This window comes from Turicibacter sp. H121 (genome assembly GCF_001543345.1).
Classification (GTDB): Bacteria; Bacillota_I; Bacilli_A; order MOL361; family Turicibacteraceae; genus Turicibacter; species Turicibacter bilis.
Map to the genome: position 1 here is coordinate 469,590 of NZ_CP013476.1, position 19,508 is coordinate 489,097.

General features: G+C 38.3%; 9 protein-coding genes, 56 tRNA genes and 2 rRNA genes. 1 reads left to right on the forward strand and 66 read right to left on the reverse strand.

Annotation, left to right across the window (positions count from 1 at the left end):
* Positions 1-31: 31 nt before the first annotated feature.
* Positions 32-1,393: a sodium-dependent transporter gene (locus AT726_RS02120; RefSeq protein WP_068758928.1), complete on the forward strand. Its 1,362-nt coding sequence runs from the start codon at positions 32-34 to the stop codon at positions 1,391-1,393.
* Positions 1,394-2,102: 709 nt separating this feature from the next.
* Here AT726_RS02120 and AT726_RS02125 read toward each other — a convergent pair.
* The 66 genes from AT726_RS02125 to AT726_RS02450 all read right to left on the reverse strand — a co-directional run bounded on the left by AT726_RS02125 (position 2,103) and on the right by AT726_RS02450 (position 19,447).
* Entirely contained in the window at positions 2,103-3,158 is a 1,056-nt protein-coding gene (locus AT726_RS02125; RefSeq protein ID WP_055305860.1) for a patatin-like phospholipase family protein, read from the reverse strand.
* A 246-nt stretch (positions 3,159-3,404) separates the two neighbouring features.
* The gene (locus AT726_RS02130) at positions 3,405-4,304 is read right to left on the reverse strand and encodes a cation diffusion facilitator family transporter (protein ID WP_068758929.1); all 900 of its coding nucleotides are present in this window, start codon (positions 4,302-4,304) and stop codon (positions 3,405-3,407) included.
* 168 nt (positions 4,305-4,472) lie between these two features.
* A tRNA-Leu gene (locus AT726_RS02135) sits at positions 4,473-4,556 on the reverse strand.
* Between the two features lie 62 nt (positions 4,557-4,618).
* Positions 4,619-4,694 (reverse strand) — tRNA-Lys (locus AT726_RS02140).
* 10 nt (positions 4,695-4,704) lie between these two features.
* Positions 4,705-4,779: transfer RNA gene (locus AT726_RS02145), tRNA-Gln, on the reverse strand.
* Positions 4,780-4,909: 130 nt separating this feature from the next.
* Positions 4,910-4,985, reverse strand: a tRNA-Val gene (locus AT726_RS02150).
* 8 nt (positions 4,986-4,993) lie between these two features.
* Positions 4,994-5,069, reverse strand: a tRNA-Thr gene (locus AT726_RS02155).
* Positions 5,070-5,199: 130 nt separating this feature from the next.
* Positions 5,200-5,276: transfer RNA gene (locus AT726_RS02160), tRNA-Glu, on the reverse strand.
* A 141-nt stretch (positions 5,277-5,417) separates the two neighbouring features.
* Positions 5,418-9,827, reverse strand: a complete 4,410-nt coding sequence (locus AT726_RS02165) for an AAA domain-containing protein (RefSeq protein ID WP_068758930.1) — start codon at positions 9,825-9,827, stop codon at positions 5,418-5,420.
* Positions 9,828-9,943: 116 nt separating this feature from the next.
* Entirely contained in the window at positions 9,944-10,264 is a 321-nt protein-coding gene (locus tag AT726_RS02170) for a hypothetical protein (protein WP_068758931.1), read from the reverse strand.
* Between the two features lie 88 nt (positions 10,265-10,352).
* Positions 10,353-11,687, reverse strand: a complete 1,335-nt coding sequence (locus AT726_RS02175) for a CoA-disulfide reductase (protein WP_068758932.1) — start codon at positions 11,685-11,687, stop codon at positions 10,353-10,355.
* Positions 11,688-11,785: 98 nt separating this feature from the next.
* Positions 11,786-11,859 (reverse strand) — tRNA-Gly (locus tag AT726_RS02180).
* A 4-nt stretch (positions 11,860-11,863) separates the two neighbouring features.
* Positions 11,864-11,939 (reverse strand) — tRNA-His (locus AT726_RS02185).
* Positions 11,940-11,941: 2 nt separating this feature from the next.
* A tRNA-Trp gene (locus tag AT726_RS02190) sits at positions 11,942-12,015 on the reverse strand.
* A gap of 14 nt (positions 12,016-12,029) precedes the next feature.
* Positions 12,030-12,105 (reverse strand) — tRNA-Thr (locus AT726_RS02195).
* A 12-nt stretch (positions 12,106-12,117) separates the two neighbouring features.
* Positions 12,118-12,193, reverse strand: a tRNA-Val gene (locus AT726_RS02200).
* A 6-nt stretch (positions 12,194-12,199) separates the two neighbouring features.
* Positions 12,200-12,276, reverse strand: a tRNA-Glu gene (locus AT726_RS02205).
* A 13-nt stretch (positions 12,277-12,289) separates the two neighbouring features.
* A tRNA-Asn gene (locus tag AT726_RS02210) sits at positions 12,290-12,366 on the reverse strand.
* A gap of 6 nt (positions 12,367-12,372) precedes the next feature.
* A 5S ribosomal RNA gene (gene rrf, locus AT726_RS02215) occupies positions 12,373-12,481 on the reverse strand.
* A gap of 9 nt (positions 12,482-12,490) precedes the next feature.
* Positions 12,491-12,579 (reverse strand) — tRNA-Leu (locus AT726_RS02220).
* Between the two features lie 39 nt (positions 12,580-12,618).
* A tRNA-Lys gene (locus AT726_RS02225) sits at positions 12,619-12,694 on the reverse strand.
* A gap of 5 nt (positions 12,695-12,699) precedes the next feature.
* A tRNA-Gln gene (locus tag AT726_RS02230) sits at positions 12,700-12,774 on the reverse strand.
* Positions 12,775-12,783: 9 nt separating this feature from the next.
* Positions 12,784-12,868, reverse strand: a tRNA-Tyr gene (locus tag AT726_RS02235).
* A gap of 3 nt (positions 12,869-12,871) precedes the next feature.
* A tRNA-Thr gene (locus AT726_RS02240) sits at positions 12,872-12,947 on the reverse strand.
* A 13-nt stretch (positions 12,948-12,960) separates the two neighbouring features.
* A tRNA-Val gene (locus tag AT726_RS02245) sits at positions 12,961-13,036 on the reverse strand.
* Between the two features lie 6 nt (positions 13,037-13,042).
* Positions 13,043-13,118 (reverse strand) — tRNA-Phe (locus AT726_RS02250).
* 10 nt (positions 13,119-13,128) lie between these two features.
* Positions 13,129-13,204: transfer RNA gene (locus AT726_RS02255), tRNA-Asp, on the reverse strand.
* A 3-nt stretch (positions 13,205-13,207) separates the two neighbouring features.
* A tRNA-Met gene (locus AT726_RS02260) sits at positions 13,208-13,283 on the reverse strand.
* A gap of 21 nt (positions 13,284-13,304) precedes the next feature.
* Positions 13,305-13,397 (reverse strand) — tRNA-Ser (locus AT726_RS02265).
* A 19-nt stretch (positions 13,398-13,416) separates the two neighbouring features.
* Positions 13,417-13,493 (reverse strand) — tRNA-Met (locus tag AT726_RS02270).
* Positions 13,494-13,519: 26 nt separating this feature from the next.
* A tRNA-Ala gene (locus AT726_RS02275) sits at positions 13,520-13,595 on the reverse strand.
* Between the two features lie 16 nt (positions 13,596-13,611).
* Positions 13,612-13,688, reverse strand: a tRNA-Pro gene (locus AT726_RS02280).
* A gap of 7 nt (positions 13,689-13,695) precedes the next feature.
* A tRNA-Asn gene (locus AT726_RS02285) sits at positions 13,696-13,772 on the reverse strand.
* Between the two features lie 6 nt (positions 13,773-13,778).
* Positions 13,779-13,887 (reverse strand): 5S ribosomal RNA (gene rrf, locus AT726_RS02290).
* A 9-nt stretch (positions 13,888-13,896) separates the two neighbouring features.
* A tRNA-Leu gene (locus AT726_RS02295) sits at positions 13,897-13,985 on the reverse strand.
* 39 nt (positions 13,986-14,024) lie between these two features.
* A tRNA-Lys gene (locus AT726_RS02300) sits at positions 14,025-14,100 on the reverse strand.
* A 5-nt stretch (positions 14,101-14,105) separates the two neighbouring features.
* A tRNA-Gln gene (locus AT726_RS02305) sits at positions 14,106-14,180 on the reverse strand.
* Positions 14,181-14,189: 9 nt separating this feature from the next.
* Positions 14,190-14,274: transfer RNA gene (locus tag AT726_RS02310), tRNA-Tyr, on the reverse strand.
* A gap of 3 nt (positions 14,275-14,277) precedes the next feature.
* A tRNA-Thr gene (locus AT726_RS02315) sits at positions 14,278-14,353 on the reverse strand.
* A gap of 13 nt (positions 14,354-14,366) precedes the next feature.
* Positions 14,367-14,442 (reverse strand) — tRNA-Val (locus AT726_RS02320).
* A 6-nt stretch (positions 14,443-14,448) separates the two neighbouring features.
* Positions 14,449-14,525, reverse strand: a tRNA-Glu gene (locus AT726_RS02325).
* 1,117 nt (positions 14,526-15,642) lie between these two features.
* A tRNA-Gly gene (locus tag AT726_RS02330) sits at positions 15,643-15,716 on the reverse strand.
* A 4-nt stretch (positions 15,717-15,720) separates the two neighbouring features.
* Positions 15,721-15,796: transfer RNA gene (locus tag AT726_RS02335), tRNA-His, on the reverse strand.
* A 2-nt stretch (positions 15,797-15,798) separates the two neighbouring features.
* A tRNA-Trp gene (locus AT726_RS02340) sits at positions 15,799-15,872 on the reverse strand.
* Between the two features lie 14 nt (positions 15,873-15,886).
* Positions 15,887-15,962 (reverse strand) — tRNA-Thr (locus AT726_RS02345).
* Positions 15,963-15,975: 13 nt separating this feature from the next.
* A tRNA-Val gene (locus AT726_RS02350) sits at positions 15,976-16,051 on the reverse strand.
* A 6-nt stretch (positions 16,052-16,057) separates the two neighbouring features.
* Positions 16,058-16,134: transfer RNA gene (locus tag AT726_RS02355), tRNA-Glu, on the reverse strand.
* Between the two features lie 13 nt (positions 16,135-16,147).
* Positions 16,148-16,224, reverse strand: a tRNA-Arg gene (locus tag AT726_RS02360).
* An 8-nt stretch (positions 16,225-16,232) separates the two neighbouring features.
* A tRNA-Leu gene (locus tag AT726_RS02365) sits at positions 16,233-16,321 on the reverse strand.
* Between the two features lie 38 nt (positions 16,322-16,359).
* A tRNA-Lys gene (locus tag AT726_RS02370) sits at positions 16,360-16,435 on the reverse strand.
* 9 nt (positions 16,436-16,444) lie between these two features.
* Positions 16,445-16,520 (reverse strand) — tRNA-Asp (locus AT726_RS02375).
* Between the two features lie 9 nt (positions 16,521-16,529).
* Positions 16,530-16,605 (reverse strand) — tRNA-Phe (locus AT726_RS02380).
* A gap of 10 nt (positions 16,606-16,615) precedes the next feature.
* Positions 16,616-16,691, reverse strand: a tRNA-Asp gene (locus AT726_RS02385).
* Positions 16,692-16,694: 3 nt separating this feature from the next.
* Positions 16,695-16,770: transfer RNA gene (locus tag AT726_RS02390), tRNA-Met, on the reverse strand.
* Positions 16,771-16,791: 21 nt separating this feature from the next.
* Positions 16,792-16,884: transfer RNA gene (locus AT726_RS02395), tRNA-Ser, on the reverse strand.
* A 19-nt stretch (positions 16,885-16,903) separates the two neighbouring features.
* A tRNA-Met gene (locus AT726_RS02400) sits at positions 16,904-16,980 on the reverse strand.
* Positions 16,981-16,999: 19 nt separating this feature from the next.
* Positions 17,000-17,076: transfer RNA gene (locus AT726_RS02405), tRNA-Pro, on the reverse strand.
* A 7-nt stretch (positions 17,077-17,083) separates the two neighbouring features.
* A tRNA-Arg gene (locus AT726_RS02410) sits at positions 17,084-17,160 on the reverse strand.
* 8 nt (positions 17,161-17,168) lie between these two features.
* Positions 17,169-17,257, reverse strand: a tRNA-Leu gene (locus tag AT726_RS02415).
* A 39-nt stretch (positions 17,258-17,296) separates the two neighbouring features.
* A tRNA-Lys gene (locus AT726_RS02420) sits at positions 17,297-17,372 on the reverse strand.
* 5 nt (positions 17,373-17,377) lie between these two features.
* Positions 17,378-17,452: transfer RNA gene (locus AT726_RS02425), tRNA-Gln, on the reverse strand.
* A gap of 7 nt (positions 17,453-17,459) precedes the next feature.
* Positions 17,460-17,535 (reverse strand) — tRNA-Val (locus AT726_RS02430).
* 6 nt (positions 17,536-17,541) lie between these two features.
* A tRNA-Glu gene (locus tag AT726_RS02435) sits at positions 17,542-17,618 on the reverse strand.
* 165 nt (positions 17,619-17,783) lie between these two features.
* Positions 17,784-18,626 carry a phosphatase PAP2 family protein gene (locus AT726_RS02440; RefSeq protein WP_237252671.1) on the reverse strand — a complete coding sequence of 281 codons (843 nt, stop codon included), beginning with the start codon at positions 18,624-18,626 and terminating at the stop codon, positions 17,784-17,786.
* A 228-nt stretch (positions 18,627-18,854) separates the two neighbouring features.
* On the reverse strand, positions 18,855-19,142 hold the full coding sequence (locus AT726_RS02445) for a rhodanese-like domain-containing protein (protein WP_055276408.1): 288 nt from the start codon (positions 19,140-19,142) through the stop codon (positions 18,855-18,857).
* 104 nt (positions 19,143-19,246) lie between these two features.
* Positions 19,247-19,447: a cold-shock protein gene (locus AT726_RS02450; protein ID WP_055242528.1), complete on the reverse strand. Its 201-nt coding sequence runs from the start codon at positions 19,445-19,447 to the stop codon at positions 19,247-19,249.
* Positions 19,448-19,508 lie beyond the last annotated feature (61 nt).

Here is a 19,508-nt window from a genome sequence, read left to right on the forward strand (position 1 = left end):
ATGCTTGGTAGAACAGTAGGAGGAATTGAATATGAGTCAACAAGCAACAACTGCGAAACGTGACGGATTTAGTTCACGTTTTGGACTAATCGCAGCTGCTGCAGGTTCAGCAGTTGGTCTAGGAAACATTTGGAAGTTCCCGTACATCGTAGGAGAAAACGGTGGATCAGCCTTTATTTTAGTTTATTTAATTTCAATTTTAGCAGTAGGGATTCCAGTTTTATTGGCCGAGTTCATTATTGGACGCCGCGGTCAGGCCAATGCGGTTCGTTCATTTAAAAAGATTGCACCCAACACGAAATGGTCAGCAATTGGATGGATGGGAATTATTAGTGCCTTCATGATTTTAGGTTTCTATACAGTCATTGCAGGATATACCATCCATTATTTCATTTTAACCATTACTAATTCATTTGCTGGAATGTCAGCAGCACAAATTACTGACACTTTTAATAACTTCTCATCAAGTTCAACACCAATCATTTATACAGTGATTTTCATTATCTTATCACTTGCTATTTTATTTGGTGGAATCAAAGATGGAATTGAGAAATACACTAAAATATTAATGCCTGGACTTGTTGGAATTATCGTTTTATTAGTTATTCGTGCTATCACATTACCGGGAGCAGGTGAAGGAATTCAGTTCTTATTAAAACCAGATTTTAGTGAATTATCAATAAAGGCTATTTTAGATGCTTTAGGACACTCATTCTTCTCACTAAGTGTTGGAATGGGGACGATGTTAACATACGGTTCTTACATTAGTAAAAAAGAAAACTTAACATCCGTAACTTTCTCAATTGCAGCAGCAGATACAATGATTGCTTTACTTGCTGGACTAGCCATCTTCCCAGCTGTATTCGCATTTGGTATTGATCCAACAGCCGGACCTGGTTTAGTCTTCATTACTTTACCAAATGTCTTCTTACAAATGCCTGGTGGAGTTATCTTCGGTGCGTTATTCTTCTTATTATTATTTATTGCAGCTTTAACTTCAGTTGTCTCAATCTTCGAAGTTATCATCGCTTATGTTACGGAAGAATTAAAAGTTAACCGTCGTAAAGCAATGGGATTAACAACATTAGCAGTTATTGTAATCTCAACATTCTGTGCTTTATCACAAACATCGGATTCAGCTTTAGTCTTCAATAGGCATACATTATTTGATTGGATGGATTTATTATCAGCTAACGTATTACTTCCAATTGGTGGATTATTAATCATGATTTTCTTAGGATTTATCATGAAAAAATCTGACATTAAAGATGAATTACAACAAGGATCAAAATCAATTAAAAATACAATGGCTTACATCACAGTGACAAAATTTGTTGCACCTGTCGCTATTGCTATCGTATTCTTAACTGGAATCCAAGCCTTATTTAGCTAAGCAATTCTAAAAACTGTTTCATGATGAAACAGTTTTTTTATGCATTATTTCATATATCTAACATTAATCTTTCAATATACTTTGACATTTTCCGTTCATAATAATTATGAAGACAGTAATTCAATTCATATGAGGAGGTCAATAGACATGAATAATCATCAATTAGTTCAACTTTTAAAATTTACTAATCTATATCTATTTTTTCAAAATTCATCTGTATTATTCTCCTCCTTTACTAAAAAAATACGTCAAATGATTTTATTTGAAGATGAATAACATAAAAAAAGAGAAAGTTTTGGCTTTCTCTTTTTCTGTTATTCGTGAACAGTAACAACAAACTTTAATTGTTCTAACTTCTAACAAAACTTTCTGATGAGGTATTTTTAATGTTACTAAAATCCCCATCTTCATCAACCTCTAAATCTCATAATAAAACACGAAGAAATCCATACATTCCTCCCTTAATACCTTCATTTCATATAGTTAAACATTCCACTCTGCCAATCCTAAAAACACAAAAAGAAAGTTTTCAGTTTTAACAACCTCACTCAATAAAATTATTAAAAATATTGATTGAAATCTTAGCTAATTGATGCTCATTCAAATAAATCTTAACTAGATCATTTACTGCTGTATCAATTAACCCTCTTTATAAATCCGATAGAATGACTCATCCTCCAAACACTATCTTTCTCAAAAAAATATCCGATTATTTCATGCGATAAAACTCATCTGGCTGACATCCAATTTGACTAATATACAATTTACGAGTAAAAGCTTTTATTTTATCCCAATGTTCTTCTACCATTTTTTCACCAACTGCTTCCAATGCTTTTATATTTTTTGTACTGACATTATCCATAAGAGGACTGACATCAAATTGACTTAAATCTGGTTCAATTCTAAAATATTGATCCCGAATATGCTGACACCGATACAGGACTTTTAATTGATGATCAACGGTTTGAGAACCTGCTGAACCATAAATATCAATGACAGGGACCACCCATCTCACTTTTCCCCATCTTTTAGATGATTCATACGGATACGTTTTACCTTTAGAACCTGTCCCTAATGACAAAATCATAATATCATCTGGCGACGGTTGAAAAGGAAACTTACAAGCTTCAACATAAGCGCATAACGCAGGATTATTCGCAAACATTCCTCCATCAATTAAGGAGTATGACTCTTCTTTAGACTGATTATTTAACTTAGCAACCGGAAAATAGGTAGGAGCTGCTGTTGAAGCCCGAATCACCTCTCGAACTAAAAAATTTTTATCAACCTCTCGATAAGCATTCATCTGATTAAAAAAAATGGCTTCCCCATGTTCCACATCATACGCTGGAAACAAACAGGGTTTCACCAAATCTTCTAACCGTAAGTCACCAAAATAATCAGCTAACATCTTTTCAAGCTTTTCAGCCTTATATAAAGGACTCGTTAATCCAAAATAATCTATCAGTTGCGTTTTCCATGAGCGTTCAAACATTTCACCTCCATGAGCTAAGTATAAATCTAATACCTCTTTAGCACTATATTTTGAATGAGTACTCCCAAAACCATCTGGACAAAGATACAAGCCTGCTAAGATACTTCCTGTACTCGTTCCAGCAATCAAATCAAAATAATCACTAATTCTTGTATTGGGATTTTGACTATACTCTTGCAATAACTCTTCTATCTTTATCATGATTTTAGCTGGAATAATTCCGCGTATTCCACCTCCATCAATCGATAGTACTCGAATTTTCCTTTTCATCCCTATCCCCCCTTAACACATCCTACTAACTAATATATGAGCATAGATACAGTATAATAATTAATCATTTCATATCGTATGTGCCAAACTATTTATATCCTTTATTAAACTGGATAGGCGAAAAACCGGCCTTATCTTGTCATCTTAGAAGGATTTTTATTTTTAATAGCATACTAACAGCTTCCTAAACCACAGGCATAGTAAGTGATTGTTAAATATATATAAAAGAGACTAGCAACTAGTCCCTTATAAAATATCAGGTAATAATTCGATATAAAAATCAGAAAAATCATTTTTTAATGCCTCTTCTAATAAATCCTGAACTTTAGAATACAACCTAACCGATACATAATCATCATTAGGAAGTACATAAATAGAAATCCAAATCTTTCTGCCTGTGCGCACTACATCATACGTTGTTTCATGCAAATGATACGACTTCAGAATGGGTTCACATTTGTCTTTAATTAATACCATTGTTTCCTCTTCAGGAGCCATTAAAAAAATATCTCTCATCGCTGTTAAAACGGCACGAATTGGTAACGGTAAAATAAAACACGACAAAAAAATCGCAATGATTTGATCTAAATAAGGCAACAAAGCATCGAACCAAGGATGACTAACAAATGTAGGAACCAAAAAAGCAACTGACATCCCAAAACTTGCAATCGCATCAATGGACCACTCCATCATTTCTGTTTTCAAAATAGGGGAATTTGAATCTCGATTTAAGCGCCTCAATATTAAGATTACAATCACACTCAAACCTGTTGCAAACAACTCAAAATAAGCAATTTGCTTAAACTGAATATCACGTCCCCCATGAAACATCAACTGTACATTGTTTACGACAAGTGCCACTGTCACAGAAGCTAATACAAACCCTTTAATCGCAATAAACAACGATTCAACTTGCGAATAACCATAAGGTTGTTTTTCACTGACTGGCTTATAAAGCAGTGGAACAAGCTTTAATGAAAATAAAAGCATTATCAACTCTGACGCATCATAAATCGAATCCATTAAAACAGCTTGCGACTTTGACAGAATAGCCATCAGAAGCTCCGCTAGTACAAATAAAACCCCTGCTCCTAAAGAAATTTTCAAAGCTATTCGTTCTCTCTTCTCTTCTAAGCGCCTATCCATTCTTTCACAACTTTCTTTATGATTTTATATTCTATTATATTAAAGTAAATGAAAAATTACGCATAAAAAAAATGGATACTAATATAAAAACGTTCTTTTAGGCAACTATATCTAATTAAAAAACAACAAAAAAGACATCCCAGTGAGGATGTCCTTCATGATATTAAATGGTGCGGGTGACAGGAGTTGAACCTGCACACCAAAGGTACTAGAGCCTAAATCTAGCGCGTCTGCCAATTCCGCCACACCCGCAATTTGATTACTTTTTTATTATATCATCTTTTCACTAAAAAACAAGTATAAAATAAAAAAAATGGTGTCCTGCAGAGGACTCGAACCTCTGACCCTCTGATTAAAAGTCAGATGCTCTACCAACTGAGCTAGCAGGACACAATTTAATTGGCTGGGCTAGCTGGATTCGAACCAGCGCATGACGGAGTCAAAGTCCGTTGCCTTACCGCTTGGCTATAGCCCATTTTTTCTTATTGTCTAGCAACACTCGCATAACACTTGTAAAGTTCAATAATGATTCATAACTTTTAGTTATTTTATCATTCTTTTCACTTTCAGCGTGTTATAAACGCTCGCTTATGCTTTTCTTGTTATGGTGGAGGATGACGGGCTCGAACCGCCGACCCTCTGCTTGTAAGGCAGATGCTCTCCCAGCTGAGCTAATCCTCCATATTTTATGGTGCCGGAAACAGGACTTGAACCCGCAACCTACTGATTACAAGTCAGTTGCTCTACCAATTGAGCTATTCCGGCTAATATTGTATTGTCTAGCAATACTCGCATAACACTTGTAAAGTTCAATAACAATTCATAACCTTCAGTTATTTCATTGTTCTTTTCACTTTCAGCGTGTTATAAACGCTCATTTTTGCTTTTCTTTTAATGGTGACCCGTACGGGATTCGAACCCGTGTATGCATGCGTGAAAGGCATGTGTGTTAAACCGCTTCACCAACGGGCCTTTTATTTCGTTCCGCTTTGTACACATATATAATATCACGCCTGTCGAATTATGTCAACGCATTATTCAAACTTTTTGCCGAAATTTTTCTCTTTTTATACTATGAGCAAAAATCATCGCTTTATACAAAAAAAATCTATCTTACGATAGATTTTTTTTACCTTCAATTCCAAGCTCTTTAAGTTTTTCAAAAACAGGTTGAAGTGCAAGTTCTTGATTTCGATAAAAGATACTTCCACGAATATGAATAAAATACCATCCAGCACGTTCAAGCACGCCTTGACGCTCAAGATCTTGTTCAATCTTTTCAACCCCATAGAACGTATCGCCGTCACACTCAATTGCTAAACGTTGACGCTCTCCTTCAACCACTAAATCCATTTGATACTTTCCAATGGACACCTTGGACTTCACAACATAACCACGAGCTTCAATAGCTTTCATCACATCACGTTCTAGCAACGTTTCACACTCATGACTTACTAACTCATACATCGGTTTTGGATTTTGACAATAAGCTAATAATTCATAACGTAAATCTTCCGCTGATAACTGGCTAATAGTAACCGAATGATATAGACGCATCTGACACTTCGCGCGACTAGCAGCAACATTAAAACGTTGTGTGTACATCTTCTTATTCAATGCATTGTAACGCATATTAGGTGCGATAACTAAAGATAAGAACATCACATCACGCTCATCTCCTTGGAACGAATAAGCATCACCACAAATAATCTGACGCTCAACCATGACCTTCTCGCCAATCGCATCTAATAAGAGTTTCTGAATTAACTTCGCTTGCTCAGCACCAAGTAAAGAAATCACACCCATGCTTTTTCCATCATATATCGGATTTTCAATACAAGCTTTAATATCAGAAACAATTCGCTTCGCCTCATTTAAATTCGTCTTCTTCTCATCCCTAGCACCATCTTCAACATAAATTGCCATCACAGCAGGATTAAACTGTTCAGATAAAACGGGTAATTTAAGCGGAATCATCTCATTATGATAAGCTAACTCATTTGAGAATCCGATAATTTCAGGTACACAACGGAAATGTTCCTTTAACATGAGCTTTCCTTTACTTGAAAAGACGCGGCAAGCAATATCATAAAGAGACGTTTGGAAATCATATGAATTCCCATTTTCAATATTATACAAATATCGACTCATCAAATCTTTAACTGACGCCTCAGAAATCCCCGGCATCATTGGACTAATCTGCTGATCATCTCCAACAATAACCACCTTTTTTCCACGCATTAAAATCGGTAAACTTAACACATTACACTGGCTACTTTCATCAATAATAACCACATCAAATAAATCAGGATTCACCTTAAAATTCTCAATGGCCTCTTTGACCGGCATAATCCAAACTGGAATGGCACTTTGGCACTTCTCCATCTCAACACGAGCCTCACGTCTAAACTTCTGGGCCTGTCGTCCCGTTCCTTTTCCAATTCGATTCATCTTCTGCATCCATGTTTGAAGCGCACGGTCCTCTTCAGGCGTCACACGATCTAACTGATTCTTCCACGTCATTTTAAAAATTAATTGCTTAATCAATGAGATTTCTTCTTTTTCAAGCATCTGCATTTTTAATTCAAGCTCACCATTTTTCCAATCTTCAAGTGAATCTAAAAAAGTCGTTAACTTCGCATAATCAAAAATCTCAGCCAAACTTCCAGGCATCGGCTCCACCATACCAATTGTATTCACTAACTCATTCGCAAATAACGGCATCGCCACCTTTAGTTCATGAAGCAATCCATAAAAGACTTGATATTGCTCTTTAATCTGATTTAATGACTGGATTTTTCCTAATATTTCAGCAAATAACTCTAAATCTTTATTCACTAAAGCATTATAAAGCTCCTGACCAACTGAATGGAGTTGTTCACCGATAAGTAGTGGCTTATATTTACTTAAAAGAACTTGATAAACCTCTTGCCACCCTTTTTGTCTTATTTTATTTTGCGTCAATTCAATCGAATAAGATAACGCCTTTAAATCAGATAAATTTTCATAACCAATTTTTTTATACCCTTGAACAATTGGTGATAAAAAGTCATTTAATTGCTGAATTTCTTCAAGGCATTCCATAATAATACTAAATTGCTTCATCTTTTGATTATGAGCAAACAATACCTGACTTTCATTACCATCAATAAACTCACCACCATTAGGTGCCATATTCTTATTCCAAATCTTTGCAAACTTAGCTAACAATTCGAGCTTTTGTCTTTGGGATTCAATGCGATTTAAATCATCTAACGTTGAAAGTTTTTGACCATTAATACGCGTATTTTCATAAAAGGCACGAATATCAGAATTAAATGTTAAATAAAGTCCTCCAATCCCTTTACCCGCTTGAAGACGTTCTTTCAAAGAAGTAATGATACATTCATACTTTGGATGATCATAGTAATCACACTCAACCACATCATTAACAATCAATACTTCTATTTCATTGACTTTCATAATGATATCTTTTAGACGATTAAAGACAGTCTCCCAAATCAATGATCGTTCTTCATTTAACAAGCATTCCTCAAGTATCCGTTGTTCCAGTGGATCTTGTAGCTTCTCAAGCTTTTGACATAATGGTTCTAGTTGACGTCCAAGTTCATCAATAAACGTACGATTCTCTTCAAACTCGTATAGCTTTGGCATCAACTTAAGCTCTTGAATTCGCGTCGAGTAACACTGCTCTTCACTTAATAACTTGCGATACTCCTCAACGCTCATTAAACGACTTAACGCTGGTAACTTTAATTGAGCTAAATCTTTATGCTGTGCAGGAAGCATCCCTTTTAACTCCCACAACGTCACAAACTGATCTTCAGTTAGTGGAGACACTGCATCCATTGAGACTTTATCCTTAACCCAGCCAAATCGGTCCACCTGTTCTGCCACTAATTGTGCCATCTCATAAGGTTGACAAATCTTATCCTTCCAAACTTGACCTTTTGAATCTAATTCCTTGAAACGAACAATATTATTCTTTGTAATACTCATCTGGCGTCGTACCATATCTAACTGGCGACTCAACACTTGAATCTCTTTATCTAAAAGCTTTGTATCATAGGTCGCTAATCCTTCAGAAATCATTCGAATTGATTGCTCAATCTGCGCAAGTGATTGACGATCTCCACCTAAAAACGACACACACAGCGATTGAATTTCTTCCGGTAACTTATCAATTAACACACGTAACGCCTTATCTTTCTCACTTGTCACTAATACGCGCTTTCCATGCGCTAATAAATGAGCAATCAAATTAACAATCGTATGACTTTTCCCTGTTCCTGGAGGACCTTGTACTGTTACAGCAACATTATTTGCTAAACGTCTAGCAATATCCTTTTGCTCTTCATTCGCAGGAAGTGGAAATAATAATTGTTCTCCAATGCCTGCCCAATCCTTTAATTCATCCTGTGATTGCTTCAATCCATCTACATCAATAATTGCTTGAATCGTTTTTGGAATTCTTCCACCCTCTTCAAGATACTCAATCGTCGACTGTAAATCCTCTTTTAATAAGGCTTCTGAACGCTTTCGAATGAAAATCACACTCTGTTGCTTAACCATTGGAAACTTACTAACAGGTTCTACCTCATCTTTTCCTAAATACAATCCATTTGGATGCATATAATGAATCAATTGACGTAAAATTGCCTCCGACTCCTCAATATCAAACGGAGAGATCATCGATCCACACACAGCTTCCTTCAGTTGCATGATTTCCTGCTGATTCGCAAACTCAACACCGGCTAAAACTTCTAAATCTAATTGATATCCTCTCGTGCTCGGCAATAACTTCGCCACACCTCTTTCGGCATCAAAATCTAACTCCAATTTCATAACGAGCATCGGGTGATGAATCGGATATTTTAATTGATAAGATAACACACCAATTCCCATCATAATTTCAAGAGATTGCTCTTCTGATTTCATCATCTGTCTCAGTTGGAAAAAGTAATCATACATTTTTTGAATCTGGCGTTTACGCTTTTGATTAAGAGCCCATTCTTTCCACTCTTCAATCCACGTCTCATACATCTTTAAACAATACTTCATATGAAGGGGTAAATCTTTCATTTTGTCGAGCGCTTCATTAACCTCAATAAACATCTCAGAATGTTGGATTAAAAATCTTTCCCATTGGGTTAACTCGATCTTCCCCTGATGAACATGACTCACCTTTTTTTGAAGCTGTTCCCAGTTTTGATTCATAATTTCTTCTAATTCAACACCCGAGCAAATCACACTTCCATCCTTAGTATAGTCAAATTGTAATAATTCAAAAATTCTCCCTAATTTATGATCAAACATTGGATAATCATTTTTAAAGACTTGTTGGTGCACCTCAAGATAAGCGTCTGCATCAACACCATCTCCTCCTAAAAAACATCCATCCCCAAGTGGCAACTCATCTAGCATCCAAGACTTTTCATACTGCTTCAACTCACGAATCGGTTGACTTGTTAAATGGCGGAGTGCTAATAGATATTCAAATAACTGCTTTACCTTCTTGTCCAAAATTTTCACTCCTTTAACTCACACTTTTCTTCATTATATCACGAAAAGCAACAATCTCCGCACCTATATATACATACATATTCCGACAAAATCTAAAAAAGGTGACCAGTCAAAGACTAGACACCATTTTTAGAACCTTCATTTACCATATATACCCCTTGTAGCTGTTCCATAAAATCATGATCCTTCGTTGAAAGACGTATACTTCCTATCACAACAATCATTAAAAAAGAAAGAACTAGAAAAAGAAACATTAAATACTTAAACCACCATCTACGTTTCTTATTATCATAATCTTTATATATATCACAATCTACAACCTCATCACCCACATAATCAATCACAACGCCAGCTTCCTTTAACTCTTCCTTATTAAGTTCTTCATAAACTAAAGAATCACCATAACAACTAATAGGAGTAATATTATTCTTTTCCATAATAATCCCTCCTCCTACTAACTATTATATTAAAAAGACTAAAAAACGACACAAAAAAGGGGCGTTCTCACGAATCACCCCTTTTAAATTATTTTGCCACGCTACCTGCAATATTTAAAACATCCCATGTTCTTGCGAATGGTGGTGCATAGCATAAATCTAACATCGCTAATTGATCAGTGGTTAAACCAGCAAAAATAGCTGTAGCTAAAACGTTAACACGTTGAACAGCATCTTTACGCCCAACAATTTGTCCACCTAAGATAACTTTTGTGTCAGCATTATAAATTAATTTAACATTAATTTTTGATTGCCCTGGATAATAAGACGTTTGATTCATATCTGTAATGAATACAGTTTTATAATTAATTCCTAGATTAATCGCTTCTTGTTCAGATAATCCTGTACGCCCAGCCTCTAAATTCATAACTTTTAAACAAGCTGAAGCTAAAGATCCGTTGAACGTATGATGAGCACCTGCTAAGTTTTCACCAATAATACGTCCCATCTTATTTGCGACAGTGGCTAAAGGAATATATGCAGGTTCAGATTTTAAAATATGATTAATACTTGCACAATCACCCGCAGCATAAATATCTTCAATAGAAGTACGACCTTCATGATCAATGACTAAAGCACCATTACGTAACATCTCAATTCCAGTACCTTTTAAGAAGCTAGTATTTGGACGAACACCAGCCGTTAAAACAACAATATCAACGTCAAATGTTTCATCATTTGTTTTAATTTGAGTGACTGCCTCATCTCCGACTAACTCAGTAACCGTTTGTGATAAATGTAAGTGAACATCATGTGCACGTAACTCTTCTTCTAATAAATCTGTAATTTCTTTATCAAATGTATCCACTAAAACACGATCATTTAATTGGAAAACATGAACCTCTTTTCTGTATTGTTTAGCAGCTTCGACTACTTCTAATCCAATAAACCCCGCTCCAACAATTGCTACACGTTTTAATGCCTCATTTTGCATAGCATGTTTTAAAGCTTCTCCATCCTCCATGCTCTTTAACGTATACACATGTTTTAAATCGACATTTTTGATTGGAGGAATAATGGCACTAGCACCAGTAGCAATCATTAACTTATCATATGTATCTGTGAATGTCTCACCAGTTAATAAATTTTTAACCGTGATACATTTATTATCGGTATCCACATTAAGTACTTCATGTTCAATATTAACTGTAATTCCAGATGCATTAAATTGTTCAACCGTTCTAGCAATCATCTTTTGTGAATCTTCAAAGAAGTTTCCAACAAAATACGGTAAACCACATGCACCAAAAGAAACATGTCTAGACTTTTCATATACTGTGATTTGTGCTTCTTTATTAGCACGTTTTAATTTAGCTGCTGCACTCATTCCTGCAGCAACACCACCTACAATAATGACTTTCATAATAAACCTCCTTAGGTTAGAAAATTTCATCATAGCTTATAATCTATCCATATGAAATGTAGCAAAAAAAACACCCCGAAGGATGTTAATAATCATATTGGAGCGGGTGAAGAGAATCGAACTCTCACAGTCAGCTTGGAAGGCTGAAGTTCTACCATTAAACTACACCCGCGTATTGGGGCGACTGATGGGAATCGAACCCACGAATGTCGGAGCCACAATCCGATGCGTTAACCACTTCGCCACAATCGCCATGGCAGGGGTGGCAGGAATCGAACCCACACTAACGGTTTTGGAGACCGCTGTTCTACCGTTAAACTACACCCCTAATTATTTAATTAATGGTGCCGGAAGCAGGACTTGAACCCGCAACCTACTGATTACAAGTCAGTTGCTCTACCAATTGAGCTATTCCGGCATTTGTTTGATATGGTGGAGGATGACGGGCTCGAACCGCCGACCCTCTGCTTGTAAGGCAGATGCTCTCCCAGCTGAGCTAATCCTCCACTTAATGGTGACCCGTACGGGATTCGAACCCGTGTATGCATGCGTGAAAGGCATGTGTGTTAAACCGCTTCACCAACGGGCCATTAAGTAATTAATGGCGCCCCAACTAGGACTCGAACCTAGGACCCCTTGATTAACAGTCAAGTGCTCTAACCAACTGAGCTATTGAGGCATTTTTGCCTAGCGACGTCCTACTCTCGCACTTGCGTACTACCCTCGGCGCTAAGGAGCTTAACTTCTGTGTTCGGTATGGGAACAGGTGTGACCTCCTTGCCATCATCACTAGACTATTTAATTGGTGCCTAGGGCCGGAATCGAACCGGCACGGGTGTCACCACCCGCAGGATTTTAAGTCCTGTGCGTCTACCAGTTCCGCCACCCAGGCATTTCGTTTATTTCAAGGCACGCGCCTATTTTTTGAAAATGGTGTCCTGCAGAGGACTCGAACCTCTGACCCTCTGATTAAAAGTCAGATGCTCTACCAACTGAGCTAGCAGGACATCATTGGCTGGGCTAGCTGGATTCGAACCAGCGCATGACGGAGTCAAAGTCCGTTGCCTTACCGCTTGGCTATAGCCCATGATTAAAGTGGTGGTGGGGGACGGATTCGAACCGCCGAACTCGGAGAGAGCGGATTTACAGTCCGCCGCGTTTAGCCACTTCGCTACCCCACCAGCTGGTGCCGGAAGCAGGACTTGAACCCGCAACCTACTGATTACAAGTCAGTTGCTCTACCAATTGAGCTATTCCGGCATTTATTTAATTATGGTGGAGGATGACGGGCTCGAACCGCCGACCCTCTGCTTGTAAGGCAGATGCTCTCCCAGCTGAGCTAATCCTCCACTTAATGGTGGCTTGGGACGGAATCGAACCGCCGACACAAGGATTTTCAGTCCTTTGCTCTACCGACTGAGCTACCAAGCCTTTTTTAAAATGGCGGTCCAGACGGGAATCGAACCCGCGATCTCCTGCGTGACAGGCAGGCATGTTAACCGCTACACCACTGGACCTTTTGGTTGCGGGGACAGGACTTGAACCTGCGACCTTCGGGTTATGAGCCCGACGAGCTACCAACTGCTCCACCCCGCGATGTTATATTTAAATTTAATATGGCGGAGGAAGAGGGATTCGAACCCCCGCGACGCTTTCACGCCCTGTCGGTTTTCAAGACCGATCCCTTCAGCCGGACTTGGGTATTCCTCCATTTTATCCATATTCTCTTTGGTAGCGGAGGAGGGACTCGAACCCCCAACCTCACGGGTATGAACCGTACGCTCTAGCCAGTTGAGCTACTCCGCCATTTATTGTATTTGCTAATATTTAATTGGTGGAGACTAGGGGGATCGAACCCCTGACCTCCTGCGTGCAAGGCAGGCGCTCTCCCAGCTGAGCTAAGTCCCCATGGGTATTTATTTAATGGTCGGGAAGACAGGATTCGAACCTGCGACCCCCTGGTCCCAAACCAGGTGCTCTACCAAGCTGAGCCACTTCCCGAGTTTTATGGCGCCCCAACTAGGACTCGAACCTAGGACCCCTTGATTAACAGTCAAGTGCTCTAACCAACTGAGCTATTGAGGCATTTTTGCCTAGCGACGTCCTACTCTCGCACTTGCGTACTACCCTCGGCGCTAAGGAGCTTAACTTCTGTGTTCGGTATGGGAACAGGTGTGACCTCCTTGCCATCATCACTAGACTATTTAATTGGTGCCTAGGGCCGGAATCGAACCGGCACGGGTGTCACCACCCGCAGGATTTTAAGTCCTGTGCGTCTACCAGTTCCGCCACCCAGGCATTTCGTTTATTTCAAGGCACGCGCCTATTTTTTGAAAATGGTGTCCTGCAGAGGACTCGAACCTCTGACCCTCTGATTAAAAGTCAGATGCTCTACCAACTGAGCTAGCAGGACATCATTGGCTGGGCTAGCTGGATTCGAACCAGCGCATGACGGAGTCAAAGTCCGTTGCCTTACCGCTTGGCTATAGCCCATGATTAAAGTGGTGGTGGGGGACGGATTCGAACCGCCGAACTCGGAGAGAGCGGATTTACAGTCCGCCGCGTTTAGCCACTTCGCTACCCCACCAGCTGGTGCCGGAAGCAGGACTTGAACCCGCAACCTACTGATTACAAGTCAGTTGCTCTACCAATTGAGCTATTCCGGCATTTATTTAATTATGGTGGAGGATGACGGGCTCGAACCGCCGACCCTCTGCTTGTAAGGCAGATGCTCTCCCAGCTGAGCTAATCCTCCACTTAATGGTGACCCGTACGGGATTCGAACCCGTGTATGCATGCGTGAAAGGCATGTGTGTTAAACCGCTTCACCAACGGGCCTGTTCCCTTAATTCGACTTCTTTAGTTTACCACGTTTGTCATTTTGTGTCAAACACTTTTTTTTATTTTTTTTTGACATCTTTAGGTTTGTTATCCTAAAAATCAGCACTCAATTAGTTTATCATGCCCATCTATCTATGTCAATGGCTTTTTTTATTTTTTATATAATAATTTGTTCTATCATCAGTAAAAGAATATCCTTACTTTCCAACAGTATATTAAATTTGAGCTGACTACCATAATTATACCAAATTAAAGTATTATGTTTACCGTTATCCAAACAACAAAATGATGTATTTGAATCGAAATTTATTTAATATGATTAATAAATAATTTTCTAAAAAGCCTCGTCTTTTAGATACGTTAAAATAAAAAAAGCATCAAGTAAACTTCATAAATGATATCTTATTATAATGCTGGGCTAAACCTCATAAATCTTCATTTCAAGAAGATTATCTTAAATAATTCAAACTAAATAGTGAAACCTGATCTATATGAAATTATACGCTGTTATACTGAGGATTCTTTTTATATAAACAATCTATAATAATATCATTATCTTCATTTTCAATCTATCTTCCTTACTATCTAATCAACTAGTAACATATCTAAAAAAGCAGACTATCAAAAGGTGTATTTCAATATTTTAAAATAAAAAAAGAAATTAGGATTAATCACTATTAAATTGAGGGTCATGATTATTCAAAGCTATTATATGAACACATCTGATATGGAGTCAACAACCCTAATTTCATGAATTATAATCCCTTATTTGAAAAAATTCTATTATGCTAACACAATACTGAGTAAACTTGATTTATATTTAACATCTCATAATAACTATCTGTCCCCATTTCTAAAACTAGTTAATAAATCAATACTATTCTTAAACTTCTACCAGAAGGAATTAAAAATTTAATAGATAAATAGTTAAAGTAACCTTCTTCATCTATAAAGTATTAAAGTGATCATATCAATTTTCTTTAGTTATAAAAAAATTGAAACAGTACATTGCTACTAGATTCTAAAATTGGGGTAATTTTCTATTGTATATGACTTTTTACATATCGTTATATTCAGAACAAAAAAACATCCCGAAGGATGTTAATAATCATATTGGAGCGGGTGAAGAGAATCGAACTCTCACAGTCAGCTTGGAAGGCTGAAGTTCTACCATTAAACTACACCCGCATATTGGGGCGACTGATGGGAATCGAACCCACGAATGTCGGAGCCACAATCCGATGCGTTAACCACTTCGCCACAATCGCCATGGCAGGGGTGGCAGGAATCGAACCCACACTAACGGTTTTGGAGACCGCTGTTCTACCGTTAAACTACACCCCTACTTATTTAATTAATGGTGCCGGAAGCAGGACTTGAACCCGCAACCTACTGATTACAAGTCAGTTGCTCTACCAATTGAGCTATTCCGGCATTTATTTAATTATGGTGGAGGATGACGGGCTCGAACCGCCGACCCTCTGCTTGTAAGGCAGATGCTCTCCCAGCTGAGCTAATCCTCCACTTAATGGTGACCCGTACGGGATTCGAACCCGTGTATGCATGCGTGAAAGGCATGTGTGTTAAACCGCTTCACCAACGGGCCATTAAATGTTTAATGGCGCGCCCAAGAGGAGTCGAACCCCTAACCTTTTGATCCGTAGTCAAACGCTCTATCCAATTGAGCTATGGGCGCTATTTAGTTGGTGCCTAGGGCCGGAATCGAACCGGCACGGGTGTCACCACCCGCAGGATTTTAAGTCCTGTGCGTCTACCAGTTCCGCCACCCAGGCATTTCATTTATTTCAAGGCACGCGCCTATTTTTTAAAATGGTGTCCTGCAGAGGACTCGAACCTCTGACCCTCTGATTAAAAGTCAGATGCTCTACCAACTGAGCTAGCAGGACTTTTTAAAATGGCGGTCCAGACGGGAATCGAACCCGCGATCTCCTGCGTGACAGGCAGGCATGTTAACCGCTACACCACTGGACCTTTATTGAATGGTGGCTTGGGACGGAATCGAACCGCCGACACAAGGATTTTCAGTCCTTTGCTCTACCGACTGAGCTACCAAGCCTTTTTTTAAATGGCGGTCCAGACGGGAATCGAACCCGCGATCTCCTGCGTGACAGGCAGGCATGTTAACCGCTACACCACTGGACCTTTTGGTTGCGGGGACAGGACTTGAACCTGCGACCTTCGGGTTATGAGCCCGACGAGCTACCAACTGCTCCACCCCGCGATGTTATATTTAAATTTAATATGGCGGAGGAAGAGGGATTCGAACCCCCGCGACGCTTTCACGCCCTGTCGGTTTTCAAGACCGATCCCTTCAGCCGGACTTGGGTATTCCTCCATTTTATCCATATTCTCTTTGGTAGCGGAGGAGGGACTCGAACCCCCAACCTCACGGGTATGAACCGTACGCTCTAGCCAGTTGAGCTACTCCGCCTTTTATTATTTGTTTTTAATGGTCGGGAAGACAGGATTCGAACCTGCGACCCCCTGGTCCCAAACCAGGTGCTCTACCAAGCTGAGCCACTTCCCGAGTTTTATGGCGCGCCCAAGAGGAGTCGAACCCCTAACCTTTTGATCCGTAGTCAAACGCTCTATCCAATTGAGCTATGGGCGCTATTTAGTTGGTGCCTAGGGCCGGAATCGAACCGGCACGGGTGTCACCACCCGCAGGATTTTAAGTCCTGTGCGTCTACCAGTTCCGCCACCCAGGCATTTCATTCATTTCAAGGCACGCGCCTATTTCTTAAAAATGGTGTCCTGCAGAGGACTCGAACCTCTGACCCTCTGATTAAAAGTCAGATGCTCTACCAACTGAGCTAGCAGGACATCATTGGCTGGGCTAGCTGGATTCGAACCAGCGCATGACGGAGTCAAAGTCCGTTGCCTTACCGCTTGGCTATAGCCCAATTTTTATGGTGGAGGATGACGGGCTCGAACCGCCGACCCTCTGCTTGTAAGGCAGATGCTCTCCCAGCTGAGCTAATCCTCCACTTAATGGTGACCCGTACGGGATTCGAACCCGTGTATGCATGCGTGAAAGGCATGTGTGTTAAACCGCTTCACCAACGGGCCTGTTCCCTTAGTGCGACTTGATTATCTTATCATCTTTGTCGACTTCTGTCAAACACTTTTTTATCTTTATTTTCTTTTCTTCTTATTGCTGTTCAACGCTTTATTATATTATCATCTTTGTCGAATAATGTCAAATGCTTTTTTCGAAAATAAATAGGAGTAAAATTAATTGATTCTACTCCTTAGGCTAACCTTATTAAACAAATATGGATACAGACCAAAACCATAAAACGAAATAATCATATTGCTTATAAATTTTGCATAATCAGTTTCCACCATAAAACAGCTAAATAACATTTTTATGCTAAGAAGGGAGCTAATTCCTATTATAAAGCACATGGTTCGCCTAAAAACACTTCTACTCAGCTGAAAATTGACATACCTCATTTCAAACCATATCCCCAATACGAAGCCACTATATCCTCCTATTGATCTAGCAAAATCACTAGATGAATTAAAGATAGCAGGTAAGAATACCAATAACGTTAATAAATATAGTAATTTTCTATTTTCTACTTTCACAAACAATCTATATGTAATATAGCTCATTAAGCTACCAATAATTATCCCACCTACAACATCTTTTGGATAATGTACTCCTAAATATAGTCGAGATAATCCAACTAATATAATAATTAAGATAAAAAAAATAGAATACTTATATTTTTTTAATAAAAGATATAGTGCTCCGTAAGTTGAGGCTGCTGCTTGAGAATGACCACTTGGAAATGAGTATCCTGTTGCGGTATGAACTCTAAGTGAGCGAATCCCTTCTTCACCAATTGGTCTTTTAGCTTTTACAATATTTTTGACTGTATTATTCAGCATTAAGCTACTAAACAAGGAGTAAGCAACATACTCTCCACTTGTTTTATCAATACACCAATATATTCCTAAAATTATAGAGATAATTAGTGAACTTTCACCAAGTATCGTTATCATTTCAAATAATTGATCTAAAAATGGTGTGTGAAAACTCTGAATGAATCTTAGAATATCTAGTTCCATCATGATATCCCCCTTTATTTTTTTCATTACTAGCCTTCTGCGATAAATTAAATGAGGCTATATAAACACTTTAACTCAAAATTTTTTTCTATTTTCTCTCTAATACTCCTCTCTCCTAGTTTAGAAATATTATCATAATATATTTTATTATGTTAACATCCTACTTAGACCGCCTATTACTCTCAGGATAACCATAAATAAAAAATTCTCTTTTAAGAAGAGAATTTTTTATTTACTATAGTATTCAAGCATGCCACCTTCAACATTAATAACATCATAACCTAGATGTTCAAGATACTCTGTTACTCGAAAAGTACGAGCCCCCGATCGACAGATTAAATAATACGATGTTTCTTTATTTAAAAAATCTTCTGGGGCTTGAAGTAATTCAGACATTGGAATATGTGTAGCTTGTGCTAATTTAGGCAGCGATAAGAACTCTATACTTTCTCGAATATCAATTAAGTTAATTGAATTTAAATTTGATTTTATATCATTAATATGGACTGATTTCATTGTATTCACCTTCCTATCTTTTCATTCTAACACGTTATCTCATTAAATAACAATGTAATACGTTTAAATAAAAAAGAGTCGATAGTTCGTCGACTCTTTTTATTCTATAATTTTTGAACATTTGAAGCTTGAGGACCACGATTACCTTGTGTTACTTCAAATTCTACTTTTTGTCCTTCTTCTAGTGTCTTAAATCCTTCTCCTTGAATTTCTGAGAAATGTACAAATACTTCATCACCATTATCTACTGTAATGAATCCGTAACCTTTGTCAGCATTAAACCATTTTACTGTTCCTGTTGCCATATTTGAAAAACCTCCAAAATATAAATCATATTAACTAGTTACCGTCATTTAAAATCGATAT

Excerpts from the sequence above, each read along its gene's own strand:
- AT726_RS02120 (WP_068758928.1), top strand. The coding sequence starts at position 32 with ATGAGTCAACAAGCAACAACTGCGAAACGTGACGGATTTAGTTCACGT.
- AT726_RS02125 (WP_055305860.1), bottom strand. The coding sequence starts at position 3,158 with ATGAAAAGGAAAATTCGAGTACTATCGATTGATGGAGGTGGAATACGC.
- AT726_RS02130 (WP_068758929.1), bottom strand. The coding sequence starts at position 4,304 with ATGGATAGGCGCTTAGAAGAGAAGAGAGAACGAATAGCTTTGAAAATT.
- AT726_RS02170 (WP_068758931.1), bottom strand. The coding sequence starts at position 10,264 with ATGGAAAAGAATAATATTACTCCTATTAGTTGTTATGGTGATTCTTTA.
- AT726_RS02175 (WP_068758932.1), bottom strand. The coding sequence starts at position 11,687 with ATGAAAGTCATTATTGTAGGTGGTGTTGCTGCAGGAATGAGTGCAGCA.
- AT726_RS02440 (WP_237252671.1), bottom strand. The coding sequence starts at position 18,626 with ATGGAACTAGATATTCTAAGATTCATTCAGAGTTTTCACACACCATTT.
- AT726_RS02445 (WP_055276408.1), bottom strand. The coding sequence starts at position 19,142 with ATGAAATCAGTCCATATTAATGATATAAAATCAAATTTAAATTCAATT.
- AT726_RS02450 (WP_055242528.1), bottom strand. The coding sequence starts at position 19,447 with ATGGCAACAGGAACAGTAAAATGGTTTAATGCTGACAAAGGTTACGGA.